A 14,524-nucleotide genomic window follows, 5' to 3' on the forward strand; every position below is an offset into this window, starting at 1 on the left:
ACCGTCAGCTGTCGAACGCGTCCAGGATCTGGTGCGCGGCCAGGGCCGCCGTGAGCGAGCCCTCCCGCACCTGCTGCTCCACCTCGTGCCGGATCGTCTTGACCTTCGCGTCGTCGTCGAGCCGGCGCAGCAACTGGTCGTGGACCATGGACCAGGTCCAGTCCACCTGCTGCTGCTGACGCTTGCGCTCGAGCTCCCCGGCGTCGCCGAGCACCTTGCGGTGCCGTAGGACCTCGTCCCAGAACTTGTCGACACCGTCGTTCTCGAGCGCACTCATGGTGAGCACCGGCGGCTTCCACAACGCGTCGTGCGGGTAGATCAGCCGCAACGCGCCTGCCAGTTCCCGCGCCGCGCCCTTCGCCTCGATCTTGTGCTTGCCGTCGGCCTTGTTCACCGTGACGATGTCGGCCAGCTCGAGCACGCCCTTCTTGATGCCCTGCAGCTGGTCGCCGGTGCGGGCGAGGGTCAGGAAGGTGAAGGTGTCGACCATGTTCGCGACGGTGACCTCGGACTGCCCGACGCCGACCGTCTCGACCAGGATCACGTCGTAGCCGGCCGCCTCGAGCAGCACGATGGTCTCGCGGGTGGCCTTCGCGACGCCGCCGAGCGTCCCCGAGGTCGGGGACGGCCGGATGTACGCGTTCGGCTCCACCGACAGGTTCTGCATCCGGGTCTTGTCACCCAGGATCGACCCGCCGGTCCGCGTCGAGGACGGGTCGACGGCCAGGACCGCGACCTTGTGCCCCAACGAGAGCAGGTACATCCCGAGCGCCTCGATGGTGGTCGACTTGCCCACCCCGGGCACGCCGGTGATGCCCACCCGGATGGCACCGCCTGCGTGCGGGAGCAGGCGCAGCAGCAGCTGCTGCGCCTGCTCCCGGTGGTCCGCCCGGGTCGACTCGACGAGGGTGATGGCCTTGGCGAGCTGAGCCCGCCGGTCGGCCAGTACCGCGTCACCGAGTGCGGTCAGGTCCAGGACCGGTCTAGCTGCCACTCAGATCGTGCCCCAACTGTGCCGACAGCTTCTCGAGCAGTCCGGTGGCCGCATCCGCGATCACCGTGCCGGGCGGGAAGATGGCGGCCGCGCCGGCCTGGTACAGCTCCTCGAAGTCACCGGGCGGGATGACGCCGCCGACCACGACCATGATGTCGGGGCGGCCCACCGCGGCGAGCGCCTCCCGCAGCGCAGGCACCAGAGTGAGGTGTCCGGCAGCCAGGGAGGAGACACCGACGACGTGCACGTCGGCGTCGGCGGCCTGGTTGGCCACCTCTTCGGGGGTCTGGAACAGCGGTCCGACGTCCACGTCGAAGCCGAGGTCGGCAAACGCCGTGGAAATCACCTTCTGGCCGCGGTCGTGTCCGTCCTGGCCCATCTTGGCGACCAGGATGCGGGGACGACGACCCTCGGCCTCGGCGAACGCCTCGACGAGTTCGGTTGCGGTGGCGATGTTCTCCGCCTTTCCGGCCTCGTCCCGGTACACACCGCTGATGGTCCGGATCTCGGCCTGGTGACGCCCGTAGACCTTCTCGAGCGCGTCGGAGATCTCCCCGACGGTGGCCTTCGCGCGGGCCGCGTTCACGGCGAGCGCGAGCAGGTTGTTCTCCATGCCGCCCTCGGCGGACGCCGCCGCCCGGGTGAGCTCGGCGAGCGCGGCCTGCGTCGCGTCCTCGTCCCGCTCGGCCCGCAGCGCTGCGAGCTTCGCGAGCTGCTCGGCACGCACCTTGGAGTTCTCGACCTTGAGCACCTCGATGCTGTCGAGCTCGTCCGGCACGTACTTGTTGACGCCGACCAGCGGCTGGCGGCCGGAGTCGATCCGCGCCTGGGTGCGGGCCGCGGCCTCCTCGATGCGCAGCTTCGGGATGCCCTCGCTGATGGCCTGCGCCATGCCGCCGGCCTCCTCCACCTCGGCGATGTGCGCACGCGCACGGTTCGCCAGCTGGTGGGTGAGCCACTCGACGTAGTGCGAGCCGCCCCACGGGTCGATCGGCCGGGTGGTGCCGGACTCCTGCTGCAGCAGCAGCTGGGTGTTACGCGCGATGCGGGCCGAGAAGTCGGTCGGCAGCGCGATGGCCTCGTCGAGCGCGTTGGTGTGCAGCGACTGGGTGTGGCCCTGGGTCGCGGCCATCGCCTCGACGCAGGTACGCCCGACGTTGTTGAACACGTCCTGCGCGGTCAGCGACCAGCCGGAGGTCTGCGAGTGGGTGCGCAGCGAGAGCGACTTCGCGTTCTTGGGCTCGAACTTCTCGACCAGTTCGGACCACAGCAGGCGACCGGCACGCAGCTTGGCCACCTCCATGAAGAAGTTCATGCCGATGGCCCAGAAGAAGGACAGTCGCGGCGCGAACTCGTCGATCTCCATGCCCGCGTCCAGACCCGCGCGGATGTACTCCACGCCGTCGGCGAGGGTGTACGCCAGCTCCAGGTCGGCCGTCGCTCCGGCCTCCTGGATGTGGTAGCCGGAGATGGAGATCGAGTTGAACTTCGGCATCTTCGCGCTGGCGAAGGCGAAGATGTCGGAGATGATCCGCATCGACGGCTTCGGCGGGTAGATGTAGGTGTTGCGGACCATGAACTCCTTCAGAATGTCATTCTGAATGGTTCCGGCGAGCTGCTCGGGCGTGACGCCCTGCTCCTCCGCGGCAACGACGTAGAGCGCGAGGATCGGCAGCACCGCGCCGTTCATCGTCATCGACACCGACACCTGGGACAGGTCGATGCCGTCGAAGAGCTGACGCATGTCCAGGATGGAGTCGATGGCCACTCCGGCCATGCCGACGTCACCGGCCACCCGCGGGTGGTCCGAGTCGTAGCCACGGTGCGTGGCCAGGTCGAAGGCGACCGACAGGCCCTTCTGACCGGACGCGAGGTTGCGGCGGTAGAAGGCGTTCGACTCGGCGGCGGTGGAGAACCCGGCGTACTGACGGATGGTCCACGGCTGGTTGACGTACATCGTCGGGTACGGCCCGCGCAGGAACGGCGCCGCGCCCGGGAAGCTGTCGAGCGGGTAGCCCTCGGCCTCGGCGGCGTCGCGGTCGGCCTTGGTGTAGACCGGCTTGACGTCGATGCCCTCGGGGGTCGACCACACCACCTCGTCGGCGGTGTAGTTGTTCGCGGCCGCCGCCTCCGCGATGTGCGCGGTGGTCCGGTCCGCGGTGGGCGCCTGCGGGGCGGGCGCGGCCGGGTCCGTCAGCGGGACGTCGGCGAAGCTGCCGATCAGGTGGCCGACGCGGCTGGTCATTTCACTCCCAAGGTGTCAAGCAGGCCGGACAGGGCCGACACTGCGTCGATACGAGCGGTGAGGAAGCCGTCGGGGCGGTCGGAACCCTCCGCGTCGGCAAAGGTCTTCTCGGGACCGGCGAGCAGCACCGTCTCGATGCCGGCTGCGCGCAGCGCGTCGACCGCGGGCACACCGTCCGCGCCGTAACGCTTGTCGGTGCCACAGAGCACCGCGACCGTCGTGCCCGAGTCCCGCACGACGGCGGGCAGGGTGCCGAGGTCGAGAGTGCCCGGGTTGACCGCCTCGATGCCGCCGGAGGCCAGCAGGTTCGACGCGAAGGTGGTCCGGCCGTTGTGCTCGGCCACCGAACCGAGCGCGGCGAGCAGCACCTTGGGCCGCGAGCCGTTCTCCGCCAGGTAGCTGTCGGACCGGGTGCGGAGCGCCTCGAACGCGGCGCCGTAGCGGGCCACGCCGTCGAGCGGCGAGGCAGCGTCGGTCAGTGCCTTCTCATCGAGGTTCGGGAACTCGTTGACGCCGGTGACCGCGGTCTTGCGGTGCGCGATGTCGGACTCACGGGCCGCGCGGGTGGCCGCGATCCGGTCGTCGACCAGTCCGGACTCGAGGGCCGCGACGAAGCCGCCGTCCGCCTCGATCTGCTGGAAGAACTCCCAGGCCTTGGCCGCGATCGAGGAGGTGAGGTCCTCGACGAACCAGGAGCCCGCGCTCGGGTCGAGCACCCGACCGAGGTGCGACTCCTCGAGCAGCAGCAGCTGGGTGTTGCGAGCGATGCGCGCGGCGAAGGACTTCGAGGTGTCCAAGGTGCCCGCGGGCACCGCGGCGTCGAACGGCAGCACCGTCACCGAGTCGGCACCGCCGACGCCGGCGCCGAAGGCGGCGAGCGTGGTGCGGAGCATGTTCACCCACGGGTCACGCTGCGTCATCATCGCGGCCGAGGTGACCGCGTGCTGCGGTGCGCCACCGAACTCGGAGGCGCCGCACACCTGCGCGATGCGGGCCCACAGCTGGCGGCCGGCGCGGAACTTCGCGATGGTCTGGAACTGGTCGTCCGAGGCGGAGAACCGGAACTCGATCTGGCCCAACGCCTTCGAGATGCTCACGCCCGCAGCGGTGAGCGAGCGCAGGTACTCGAGCCCGGCGGCAATCGCCGCGCCGAGCTCTTCCGCGTCGCTCGCGCCCGCGTTGTGGAACACGGTGCCGTCGACGGTCAGCGCGCGGACGGTCTCGTCCCGGCCCGCGGCGGTCTGCGCGAGGGCGACGGCGGCGGCCAGGTCCACGTCGGAACGGCCGGCGAACCGGCTGGTCAGCGGCGCGGCACCGAGGCTCACCGTGACCGCGGCGCGGTCGGTGACGCCGTCACCGGCGGCGGCGCGGGCGTCGAGCAGCGCGAGCACCTGCTCGGCGGCGACGGTGGTGTCCGCTCCCGCGTCGAGGGTCAGCGGCGCGAGGTCGAGCAGCACGCCCTCGAGCGCCTGCGCCAGACCGGCGGCGGGCACCGCGTCGGCGCCGACGGAGAGCCAGATCGCGCTGATGCCGTTGTCCAGGCCGTCGAGGATCGTCTGGTTGACGGCCTCGGCGCTGGACTCACCGGCTCCGAAGGCGGCGCTGACGAGCCACCCGCGGTTCACGTCGCGGTGGGCGTCACGGCCACGCACGAACGGGAACTCGCCGGGCAGCGTGTTCTCGGCGGCCTCGTCGCGACGGGTGTACAGCGGCGCGACGGTCACACCGTCGTAGGTGGGGGTGTCGAGCAGTCGTTCCGGCTCGGCGGGCAACTCGGACACGTCCACCCGGCGGGCCTTCGCGAGCACCGCCGCCACAGCCTGCTGCCACGCCGCGTAGTCGCGGGCGGCGTCCTCGGCCTGTGAAGCGTGTGACACAGGAGCTTGTGACACGGTGTCTGCTTCCTCTCGATATTCGGGCACAGTCATTGTCCCGTGATGCTAGCTGCAGCGAAATCCGTGTCGATCAGGCCCACCACCTACTCATTGGTAACTTCTGTACCAGTGCGGTCCCGGGGCACTGACGACCGCAACCGGGCCGGGTAGCCTGGGCGATCGTGACGAAATGGCTGCGCGACCCGAAGCTGGTCGGGGCGTTGCTCCTGCTGATCCTGCTCGCCGCCGTGGCGGTGCTCGTCCCGCACCCGTCGATCGACCAGGTCCGCGAATGGTCGGTCGCAGCCGGGCCCACATTCCCGCTGCTGTTCTTCCTGGTCCACGTGGTCGTGACGGTGGCGCCCGTCCCCCGCACCCTCTTCACGCTCGCCGCGGGGGTGCTGTTCGGGTCGCTCTCCGGCATCCTCCTCGCGGTCGCGGCCACCACCGTCAGTGCGGCGCTGGCCCTGCTGCTGGTGCGCGCGGTCGGCCGCGACGTCGTCGCCGCCCACCTGACGCATCCGTCGGTGCAGAGGGTGGACGACCGCCTGGCCCGCCGCGGCTGGCTGGCGGTGGGGTCGCTGCGGTTGATCGCGCCGGTGCCGTTCTCGGTGCTCAACTACTGCGCGGGGGTCTCCTCGATCCGGTTCTGGCCCTTCGTGGTGGCCACCCTGGTCGGGGTCGTCCCCGGCACCGTCGGCGTGGTGTTGCTCGGCGACGCGCTGGGCGGGCAGACCAACCCGGCGCTGCTGGCCCTGTCCGGGGCGTGCATCGCCGTCGGCGCAATCGGCCTGGTGCTGGACACCCGAATGCCGGTGCCCGGCACCACCGTCGCGCTGTCGGAGTCGGAAGTGCCGCCCGTCAGGACGGATTGAGCGGGTCCACCAGCAGATCCATCACCGACTGCGACGACGGGTTCGGCTGCGTCGGCGGTTCGACCTGCAGGGGTCCCGGCGCAGGCGCGTCCACCGACTGGTGCGCGACCGCCTCGGCCGCCGCGACCGCCTTCGCCACTGCCGGATCCGACTTGGTCTCGAACCACTCCGCGACCTCGTCCGAGTCGTCCACCGGCGGCGCGACGTCATCCGAGGCACTCGGCTCGAACCGGAACACCCCGTCCTCGCCCGGCGCACCGAGCGACTTCGCGAAACCCTTGAGCGCGTCACCGAAGTCGCTCGGCAGCAGCCACACCTTGTTCGCGTCACCGCGAGCCATCTCCGGGAGCGTCTGGAGGTACTGGTAGGCAAGCAGTTCCGGCGTGGGCTTGCCCGCCTTGATCGCGGCGAACACCTTCTCGACGGCCTTCGCCTCGCCCTGCGCCTGCAGGTACTTCGCGGCCCGCTCACCCTGCGCGCGCAGGATCCGGGACTGCCGCTCGCCCTCGGCGGTGAGGATCGACGCCTGCTTGGCGCCCTCCGCGGCGAGGATCCGGCTCTGCTTGTCGCCCTCGGCGGTCTTGATCGCGGACTCCCGATGACCCTCGGCGGTGAGGATGGTGGCCCGCTTCTCGCGGTCCGCCTTCATCTGCTTCTCCATCGACTCCTGGATCGACGGCGGCGGGTCGATGCTCTTGAGCTCGACGCGGGCGACGCGCAGGCCCCAGCGTCCGGTGGCCTCGTCGAGCACGACGCGGAGCTGACCGTTGATCGAGTCCCGCGAGGTGAGCGTCTCCTCGAGCGTCATCCCGCCGACCACGTTGCGCAGCGTGGTGGTGGTGAGCTGTTCGACGCCGACGATGTAGTTGTTGATCTCGTACACCGCGGCCTGCGGGTTGGTCACCTGGAAGTAGACCACCGTGTCGATGGAGACCGTCAGGTTGTCCTGGGTGATCACCGGCTGCGGCGGGAACGAGACCACCCGCTCACGCAGGTCCACCTTGGCCCGGATCCGGTCCACGAACGGCACCAGGAAGGTGAGCTGACCGGACACCGTGCGCACGTAGCGGCCGAGTCGTTCGATCACCGCAGCCTCCGCCTGCGGGATGATCGCGACGGACTTCGCCATCGTGATCACCACCAGCACGACGATCACTGCAAGGACAATGAGTGCGGCCATTACGGTCCCCTCCACACGACGGCGGTCGCGCCGTCTATCTCCATCACGGTCACGGTCGTGCCCGGCTCGTACACCTCGGTCGGGTCGAGTGCGCGGGCGGTCCACACCTCGCCGGCGAGCTTGATCTGGCCGCCGTGCTCGGCGACCTCCGCCAGCACCACCGCCTGCCTGCCCGCCAACGCGTCGGCGTTGGTGACCAGCAGCGGCGGCTTGGCGAAACGACGCAGCAACGCCGGACGTACGCCCAGCACCAGGACCAGCGACGTCAGCGCAAAGATCACCGCGTCCGCCCAGACCGGCAGGTCGGTGACCGTGGTGACCCCGGCGGTCGCCAGCGCGCCGCCGGCCAGCATCAGGAGAAAGAAGTCTCCCGTCATCGCCTCGGCGGCGGCGAGCAAAACGCCTGCTACCAGCCAGATTATCGCTGCCACGACCTCATCTAACCAGAGTCGTCGCCGAGGCTGGGGTCCATCGCGGCGACAGCGCTCGCCTACGGCTCGGTGACGAAGTCCACCAATCGCTCGACCGCCCCGATCAGCGGCGCCTCGAGGTCCCGGAAGGTGGACACGGCGCCGTAGACGCGGCGCCAACCGTCCTGCGGGGTGCCCCAGCCGAGTTCGCGGCAGATGCCGGTCTTCCAGTCCTCGCCGCGCGGGATCGACGGCCAGGCCGCGATACCGACGGCCTTGGGCCGCACCGCTTCCCACACGTCGATGTACGGATGGCCGGTCACCAGCACGTGCGGGCCGAGGTTCTGGGTCATCCGGGTCTCCTTGGAGCCCTCCACCAGGTGGTCGGCCAGCACCCCGACCTTGCGACCCGGGCCGGGACCGAACTCGGCGAGCCGGTCGGCGAGGTTGTCGAGGCCCTCGATGTGCTCGACAACGACGCCCTCGACCCGCAGGTCGTGACCCCAGACGCGTTCGACGATGGCGGCGTCGTGGATGCCCTCGACCCAGATCCGGCTGGGCAGCGCGGTGCGGGCCCGCAGTCCTTCGACCCGGGTGGAGCCGGACGCGGACCGCGTCGGTTCGACCTTCTTGGCGGGCGTCGGGCGGACCAGGGTTACGGTCTGGCCGTCGATCAGGAAGGCGGAGTCCCGCATCGCGAACAGTCGGGTCTGACGGCGACCGTCCTCGAGTCGGACGAAGTCGCCGTCGTAGGTCTTCTCCATGCCGACCACCGCGCCGCAGTAGCCGGTCGCCGCGTCCTCGACCACCAGACCCCGGTCCGCCGGCACCTTTGGCGCCGCCGGGCGATGCCTCCGGGTGTGGCCGGAGAAGATGTTGCCGCCGTACATGTCACGTGAGCTCACGGACCATCACGGTAGGACACCCGCTCGGTTCGGCCGTCCCCGCCACGCCGTCCTATGCTTGATTACCGTGTCCTGTCCGAGTACCACCCTGGCCGTGTGGGCCGCCTCCTGGTTGGCCGGCGCCAGTTCGCCCGACGACGTGATCGAGGCCGTCCGCGCATGGGCGCCGATGCACCTGGTCCACGCCGGTGACGCGCAGGTCGCGGTGCAGTGGGACCTGCCCTGGCCCGACCCCGAGGACGCGGGCCCGGTGCTGCTGCTGCGTGCGGTGCGACGGCTGACCGATCAGCACCCGGACTCCGTGATCACCCTGGTGCTGCCAGCGCCGGGTGACGTCCGCGGCCTGCCGCTCGGCACCGCGTTCGCGGCCGCCGCGACCGAGGCAGGCCAGGGGGTGCTCCTCGGCCCGCCGGGGCGCCCCGGGATCGGCATCGTGCCGACCGTGGACGGACCGGACGTCCTGCGATGGACGGCCTTCCCGGTGCCTGCCGTCCCCGGCCCCGTCGAGTCGATGGGCCTCGGCGAGGCCGAGTTCGAACTGCGCGAGGCGGTCCGGTCGGCGGCGGAGGCGTTGGCCTCGATGTCCGGCGGGTTCAGCCCCGACGGCGACGACCCCCGGGACGCGATCGCGCGCGCGCTGGCGGGCACCGCACACCACAGCTACCCGGACGGCACCCCGACGCGGGCGCTGCGGATCTTCGACACCGCCGACCAGGTCGCCGCCATCCTGACCGTCGCCGGGGACCCCGGCGGCCGGGCCCAGTCGGCCGCGGGCGGCCAGGCCCGCGAGCAGACCCTGCGTCCGCTGTGGTCCGCGGTGCGGCGGGCCCGACTCGGCGCGGTCGGCGCGTGCCTGCGGGAGTCGCTGCCCCGTACCTGACGGCTACTTCACCGCCGTCAGGTACGACGAGCTGGCCGGCAGGTCGGCGAGCTCCGGCGGGAGCTCCGGTATCGGCAGGCCGTAGTCCTCGGCGAGCGCGAAGGGGTTGAACTGCTGCACCGCCCAGTCGTGCTCGGTCAGCCACCCCTCCGGGTCCGCCCGCGGGTCCTCGTAGAACAGCGCGGCGACGTCCAGGTCGCCGAACAGGCTCTTGGCGACGTACTTCTCCCGGACCGCGTCGAACTTCCGCATGTCGGCGCTCGACCCGAATCCGTCCACGGCGAGCCGGCTGCCCGGACCGGAGAGCCCGTCGATCCGCTCGAACAGGGCGTCGTGCGCATCGCCCGGCAGGTACGGCAGCAGCCCCTCCACCGCCCACGCTGTGGCCCGGTCCGGGTCGAAGCCCCGCGCCTCGAGCGCCGCCGGCCAGTCCTCCCGCAGGTCGGCGGCTACCGCCCGCCGGTCCGCCTTCGGCCGGGCGCCGTGCGCGGCGAGCACCTCGTCCTTGAACTCGAGCACCTTGGGCTGGTCCACCTCGAACACCGTGGTGCCCGCGGGCCAGTCGAGCCGGTACGCGCGGGAGTCCAGGCCGGCGGCCAGGATCACCGCCTGGCGCACCCCGGACGCCGCCGCGGCGGTGAAGAAGTCGTCGAAGAACTTGGTCCGCAGGCCCATGAAACCCTGGAAGACGAACGGCGTGTCGTCGAGCTGGGACGGGTCGGCGAGCAGACCGATGAAGTGCGGCTCGCCGGCGGCCTCGACGAACCAGCGCGCGTACTCGTCACGGATCAGTGCGTCGGGCCGGCTCGTCTCGAGTGCCCGGAAGGTCGCCACCCCCAAGGCGGTCAGGCCCACGCTGCTGACGATGTCCCAGGTGTCCCCGTCGGTTCGCATCATCACCGAAATGCCTCGCAATCCGCGTCTACGGACCCGGCTGGGGTGCGACGCGACCTCGCCGGCCGACAACCGCCGATTCTACGCCCGGGCGCCGTGCTCCCCGCGGTCCATCGCGATGTGCCGGTCGATGCGGATGTGCTCGTCGAGCGTCGGATATCGCAGCCCGGTCTCGCGCCCGTAGTCGCGCTCGCGCAGCCAGCCGTAGACGTCTCCCCAGAGCCAGATCCCGCCGGAGACGGTGTTGAACGGCACCGGGAACGGCGAGGCCGCGTGCCGCACGCCGCGCACCCACTGCCCCACCGCCTGCCGGGTCACCCCGGCCCGGTCCGCGATGTCCTGGCGGGTCACCAGGTCCGGATGCGTCCGGTACGGCCGCACCCCCTGCGCTACCAGTCGATCGACGACGTCGACGGCGGTGGTGACGGCGCGCATCCCCTCCGCGGCCACGGTCAGCAGTTGCAGCCCGTTCGCCTCACCGGCCCGCGAGGCGAGGTCGGCCGCGAGGGTCTGCTCGCGGGAGACGGTCAGCAGCGGCACCAGGAAGGTGAACTCGTAGCGGTGGTAGAGGTCGTCGGCGTCGTGCACCCCGTGAACGTAGGCCGCCGCGGCCCGCGTTTCCAGTAGGCAACGGCAACGAACCGCAGTCCACGGGTCAATGTTGCGGAACGGGATGCCCCTCGGAGGCCTGGACGACCACGACGCCGTCGCCGGTCAGGCACAACTGGTATGCCTCACCGGAGCCGCGGCCGATCGCGGCGGCCAACTTCGCGGTCTTGCGGATGGTCGACTGCAGGCCCGTCGACCACAACACCGCGCTCTGCATGTCGACAAAGGTCGGGGTGTCCACGTTCAGGACGACGGGGGTGCCGTACACGGTGATCGCGAGTACACCGGTCCCGGTGAAGGTGGTGTTGAACAATCCGCCACTGAGCATCGATGCGCCCTCGACACGATTGATGTCCCATTGCAGGGTGCTCTCGAACGCGAGAACGTTCGAACCGTTGACGGTCACCGACTCGTCCTCGAGTTCGAGCAGGAAGATCTCGTCGGCGTCGCGGGCGAGGAAGACATCGCCGCTTCCCGACACCTTCATCAGGGACATGCCCTCGCCGGTGAGCGCCTTCTTGAAGAGTTTGCCGAGGCCGCCGCTGCCTTGGTAGTCGAAGCCGACGTCCCCCTGGTACGCGACCATGGACCCCTGCCGGGCCAGGAAGTGCCCGCCGGTACCGGCGAGGTCCACCTTGAGCATTCGGGGGTTCTGGAGCACGAAGGTCCCCGGCTCACCACTACGTTCGGCATTGTTCATCAGGGTGCTCCGCATGCCCGAAAGGCTACCGGAGCAGGGCCGCACGAACGCATCGTGGCGGGCCGGGAATCGACCCGAGGCAGGCACTTTCGGCCAACGGCGCTCGTGACCGGCGGCGACCGGTTACCGTCCGAAACCGTCCGCAGTGAACGCAGTCCGGAGCCGGTTGTCGCCGTGCCGTCACCTTCGTAGCCGAGGAGAACCCGTACCGATGTCGACACAGCGCACCCGATCCCGCCGTACCGCGGTAGTCCTGACCGCCGTCAGCCTCCCGCTGGCGTTGTCGGCGGAGCCCGCCGCCGCCGACGCCCCCTCCGCGGTGACCGTCGTCGTCGACGCGAGCAGCCCCGGACGCACGATCCCCACCGACTTCGTGGGCCTGTCCTTCGAGGCCAACCTGATGCACGAGCAGTGGCTGGCGCCGGGCTCCGGCAACGTCTCGACACTGATCGGCAACCTCGGCCACGGCAATCTGCGGTTCAGCGCGAACCAGGTGGACAACACCGCCTGGACGCCGGACCCCGCCACGCCGGTGCCGGCCTGGGCCAAGGGCCAGCGGGTGACCCCGGACGACCTGTCCCGGTTGGGCACCCTGGCCCGCGACGTCGGGTGGAGCGTCGACATGGGCGTCAACCTCGCGCACTTCGACCCGGCGGCCGCCGCCGACCAGGCCCGCGCCGCCAAGGACCGCATTGGGTCCTCGCTGCGGTCGGTGCAGATCGGCAACGAACCCAACTTCTACCTCCTCGGCCCCGTCCTCGGGGCAGGCGAACGCAAGCCGTACCTGCCGGCGAGCTACGCGGACGACGCGCGCAGGTACCGCGACGCGATCGCCGCGACCGCTCCCGGTGTGGCCGTCGAGGGACCGAACACCGCGGGCGCCGGGCTGGGCAGCCCCCTGGTCGACCCCCTCATCACGGCCGGTCTCGTCGGCCCGTGGCTCGACACGTACGTGGACCGGTTCGGGGCGGAGAGCCGTTTCCTCAACCAGCACTACTACCCCTTCGTCAACACCGCGCGCGTCGGGCTGTCAGGCGGCAGCTCCGACGCCCTCGGCGGCCTGCCGACGGCGGACAAGCTGATGTCCCGAGACACCTCGGACCGGCAGACGGCCTTCATCCGTGGCCTGGTGGACAAGGCCACGAAGGCCGGCCTCCAACCGCGCCTGGCGGAGACCAACTCGGTGGCCAAGGAGGGCCTGCCCGGGGTGACGAACAGCCTCGGCGGCGCGCTGTGGACCGTGGACTACCTGATGACCGCCGCGCGCGAAGGCGTCACCGGGGTGAACCTGCACATGCAACCCAACGACTGCGAGAGCTACCCGCTGTTCTGCTTCCCGGACGACGCCGCGCGGGCGGCGGGCCAGGCCCGTCCCAACCCGAACTACTACGCCGCCCTCGCGGTCAGCCGGCTCGCAGGCGGTCGGATCCTGCCCACCACCGTCGATTCCGGCGGCCGCCATGTCTCCGCGTTGGCGGTCCGGATGCCCGACGGCGCCGTGAAGGTCATGGTCGACAACCTCGAGCGCGCCGACGCCGACGTCACGGTGAAGATCGAGGGCGCGGCCGGGACGGCGAACGCCGAGCGGCTCACCGGTGGCACGCCGGAGTCCACGGACGGCACCACCTTCGCCGGGGCCGCGGTGGCGGCGGACGGCAGCTTCACCCCCGCTGCGCCGGAGGCCGTTCCGGCCGTCGGCGGCGGGTACCGCCTCGGCGCCGACGCCGCCAGCGCGGTGCTGCTGACCGCGCCGGGTCGCTGACGCGGGTTCTCAGTCCGTGGCGCCAGTCGCGGGTGGGGCCCCGAGGCGCATCTCGAGCAGCGCACCGAGCTGAACGCGGGCGTCGTCGAGGGGCCGCAGGGACTTGGTGGCGCGGCACTGGATGATGGCGCCCTCGATCGCACTGACGGTGAATCCCGCCAGCGACGCGGCCGCGTCGGCGTCGAGTCCCCGTCCGGCCAGCGCTGCACCCAGCTGCGCGCACCAGACCGTGAAGACCGTCCCGGCCGCGGACTCGACACCCGGCAGGTCGGGGCCGGCGAGCGCGGCCGCGACCACCGGGCAACCGGCCTCGAATCCGTCCCGCTCGAGCTCGCGCTGCCACCAGTCGACGAGGCCGTCGACGAGGCCCTCGGCGCCGCCGCGCACGTACAGCGACTCGAGCAGCCCGGACATCCGTTCGCCTGCGGCAAGAGTGGATGCCTCGACCAGTTGGGCCTTGCCCCCGGGGAAATGCTGGTAGATCGAGTTGCGGGCCGCACGGCTGTGGGTCAGGAGTTCCGCGACGCCGGTGCCGTGCACACCGCGTGCACGGACCAGCGCGATCGCGGAGTCCACCAGCCGCTCGCGAGGACTCGCATCGGCTTCACTCATGCTTACCCCCAGGTCAGTACCGTAGACCGAACGTTCTAGACCGATCATTCCACAGTGGGCTATCGTCGCATGGACCAATCGATCCACAACCAAGGATGCCGCCATGACTGACACCGCCGCAACCGACACGCCCGCCTTCGACCCGTCGACGATGACGGGCCTCGAACTTCTCGAAGCGCTGACGCCGATGCTGGAGAAGGTGCCGAACATCGGTCGCCTGCTGGGCATGCGGACCGATCACCTCGAGCCAGGCATGGTGGTCTTCAGCCTCGAGACCCAGCCGGACTTCGCCAATCCGCTCGGCACCACGCACGGCGGCATCTGCGCGACCCTGCTCGACTCCGTGATGGGGTGCGCTGTGCACACCACGCTCGAGCCCGGGGTCGGCTACGGCACCCTCGAGTTGAAGGTCAACTACATCCGCTCGGTGCCCACCGACGGCAGGCGCCTCACCGCCACGGGCACCGTCGTCCACGCCGGACGCCGGACCGCCACCGCGGAGGGCCGCGTCGTCGACGAGGACGGGAAGCTGGTCGCCCACGCCACCACCACCTGCATGATCCACCGCTAGCCGTACTGACCGG

The 14,524-nt window shown here is 70.8% G+C and carries 14 protein-coding genes; 4 read left to right on the forward strand and 10 right to left on the reverse strand.

What is annotated here, in order from left to right; all coding sequences use genetic code 11:
• Nucleotides 1-4: 4 nt before the first annotated feature.
• From meaB to mutA, 3 genes are read right to left on the reverse strand one after another with little or no spacing between them, the layout of a single operon-like run.
• Nucleotides 5-994: a methylmalonyl Co-A mutase-associated GTPase MeaB gene (meaB, locus tag ACFO6S_RS12975; RefSeq protein ID WP_378417529.1), complete on the reverse strand. Its 990-nt coding sequence runs from the start codon at nt 992-994 to the stop codon at nt 5-7.
• Nucleotides 984-3,239, reverse strand: a complete 2,256-nt coding sequence (gene scpA, locus ACFO6S_RS12980) for a methylmalonyl-CoA mutase (protein WP_378417531.1) — start codon at nt 3,237-3,239, stop codon at nt 984-986. Before scpA ends, meaB begins: the two co-directional genes overlap by 11 nt.
• Complete coding sequence (gene mutA / locus ACFO6S_RS12985; RefSeq protein WP_378417533.1) at nt 3,236-5,116, reverse strand: methylmalonyl-CoA mutase small subunit; 1,881 nt, start codon at nt 5,114-5,116, stop codon at nt 3,236-3,238. Before mutA ends, scpA begins: the two co-directional genes overlap by 4 nt.
• Nucleotides 5,117-5,295: 179 nt before the next feature.
• Here mutA and ACFO6S_RS12990 point away from each other — a divergent pair, with 179 nt between their 5' ends.
• Nucleotides 5,296-5,988 (forward strand): TVP38/TMEM64 family protein, encoded by a 693-nt coding sequence (locus tag ACFO6S_RS12990; RefSeq protein ID WP_378417535.1) that lies wholly within the window; start codon nt 5,296-5,298, stop codon nt 5,986-5,988.
• Here the strand turns inward: ACFO6S_RS12990 and ACFO6S_RS12995 are convergent.
• The 3 genes from ACFO6S_RS12995 to ACFO6S_RS13005 are packed head-to-tail and all read right to left on the reverse strand — an operon-like array spanning nt 5,975 to nt 8,468.
• Nucleotides 5,975-7,168 (reverse strand): SPFH domain-containing protein, encoded by a 1,194-nt coding sequence (locus ACFO6S_RS12995; RefSeq protein WP_378417537.1) that lies wholly within the window; start codon nt 7,166-7,168, stop codon nt 5,975-5,977. The genes ACFO6S_RS12990 and ACFO6S_RS12995 overlap by 14 nt on opposite strands.
• The gene (locus ACFO6S_RS13000; RefSeq protein ID WP_378417539.1) at nt 7,168-7,599 is read right to left on the reverse strand and encodes an NfeD family protein; all 432 of its coding nucleotides are present in this window, start codon (nt 7,597-7,599) and stop codon (nt 7,168-7,170) included. Before ACFO6S_RS13000 ends, ACFO6S_RS12995 begins: the two co-directional genes overlap by 1 nt.
• A gap of 59 nt (nt 7,600-7,658) precedes the next feature.
• Nucleotides 7,659-8,468, reverse strand: coding sequence for a DUF3097 domain-containing protein (locus tag ACFO6S_RS13005; RefSeq protein ID WP_378417688.1), 810 nt, complete (start codon nt 8,466-8,468; stop codon nt 7,659-7,661).
• A gap of 82 nt (nt 8,469-8,550) precedes the next feature.
• Here ACFO6S_RS13005 and ACFO6S_RS13010 point away from each other — a divergent pair, with 82 nt between their 5' ends.
• Nucleotides 8,551-9,363 (forward strand): hypothetical protein, encoded by an 813-nt coding sequence (locus tag ACFO6S_RS13010; RefSeq protein WP_378417541.1) that lies wholly within the window; start codon nt 8,551-8,553, stop codon nt 9,361-9,363.
• Between the two features lie 3 nt (nt 9,364-9,366).
• Here the strand turns inward: ACFO6S_RS13010 and ACFO6S_RS13015 are convergent, their stop codons facing one another.
• The 3 genes from ACFO6S_RS13015 to ACFO6S_RS13025 form a co-directional block, all read right to left on the reverse strand.
• Nucleotides 9,367-10,257, reverse strand: coding sequence for a class I SAM-dependent methyltransferase (locus tag ACFO6S_RS13015; RefSeq protein WP_378417689.1), 891 nt, complete (start codon nt 10,255-10,257; stop codon nt 9,367-9,369).
• A gap of 81 nt (nt 10,258-10,338) precedes the next feature.
• Nucleotides 10,339-10,845, reverse strand: a complete 507-nt coding sequence (locus ACFO6S_RS13020; protein WP_378417543.1) for a hypothetical protein — start codon at nt 10,843-10,845, stop codon at nt 10,339-10,341.
• A 67-nt stretch (nt 10,846-10,912) separates the two neighbouring features.
• Nucleotides 10,913-11,581 carry an AIM24 family protein gene (locus tag ACFO6S_RS13025; protein WP_378417545.1) on the reverse strand — a complete coding sequence of 223 codons (669 nt, stop codon included), beginning with the start codon at nt 11,579-11,581 and terminating at the stop codon, nt 10,913-10,915.
• A 196-nt stretch (nt 11,582-11,777) separates the two neighbouring features.
• On the opposite strand from ACFO6S_RS13025, the gene ACFO6S_RS13030 reads away from it, so the two are divergent.
• Complete coding sequence (locus ACFO6S_RS13030) at nt 11,778-13,328, forward strand: hypothetical protein (protein WP_378417547.1); 1,551 nt, start codon at nt 11,778-11,780, stop codon at nt 13,326-13,328.
• 9 nt (nt 13,329-13,337) lie between these two features.
• Here the strand turns inward: ACFO6S_RS13030 and ACFO6S_RS13035 are convergent, their stop codons facing one another.
• The gene (locus ACFO6S_RS13035; protein ID WP_378417549.1) at nt 13,338-13,940 is read right to left on the reverse strand and encodes a TetR/AcrR family transcriptional regulator; all 603 of its coding nucleotides are present in this window, start codon (nt 13,938-13,940) and stop codon (nt 13,338-13,340) included.
• A 103-nt stretch (nt 13,941-14,043) separates the two neighbouring features.
• On the opposite strand from ACFO6S_RS13035, the gene ACFO6S_RS13040 reads away from it, so the two are divergent.
• Entirely contained in the window at nt 14,044-14,511 is a 468-nt protein-coding gene (locus tag ACFO6S_RS13040; RefSeq protein WP_378417551.1) for a PaaI family thioesterase, read from the forward strand.
• The last annotated feature ends 13 nt before the right edge of the window (nt 14,512-14,524 follow it).

This window comes from Rhodococcus kronopolitis (assembly GCF_042654025.1).
In the GTDB taxonomy this organism is placed as follows: Bacteria; Actinomycetota; Actinomycetes; order Mycobacteriales; family Mycobacteriaceae; genus Rhodococcus_G; species Rhodococcus_G kronopolitis.

Bases quoted from the DNA above. Each gene is read 5' to 3' on its own strand.
- ACFO6S_RS13030 (WP_378417547.1), top strand. From the start codon at position 11,778: ATGTCGACACAGCGCACCCGATCCCGCCGTACCGCGGTAGTCCTGACC.
- ACFO6S_RS13015 (WP_378417689.1), bottom strand. From the start codon at position 10,257: ATGCGAACCGACGGGGACACCTGGGACATCGTCAGCAGCGTGGGCCTG.
- ACFO6S_RS13025 (WP_378417545.1), bottom strand. From the start codon at position 11,581: ATGCGGAGCACCCTGATGAACAATGCCGAACGTAGTGGTGAGCCGGGG.
- ACFO6S_RS12995 (WP_378417537.1), bottom strand. From the start codon at position 7,168: ATGGCCGCACTCATTGTCCTTGCAGTGATCGTCGTGCTGGTGGTGATC.
- ACFO6S_RS13040 (WP_378417551.1), top strand. From the start codon at position 14,044: ATGACTGACACCGCCGCAACCGACACGCCCGCCTTCGACCCGTCGACG.
- scpA (WP_378417531.1), bottom strand. From the start codon at position 3,239: ATGACCAGCCGCGTCGGCCACCTGATCGGCAGCTTCGCCGACGTCCCG.
- ACFO6S_RS13005 (WP_378417688.1), bottom strand. From the start codon at position 8,468: ATGTACGGCGGCAACATCTTCTCCGGCCACACCCGGAGGCATCGCCCG.
- ACFO6S_RS13035 (WP_378417549.1), bottom strand. From the start codon at position 13,940: ATGAGTGAAGCCGATGCGAGTCCTCGCGAGCGGCTGGTGGACTCCGCG.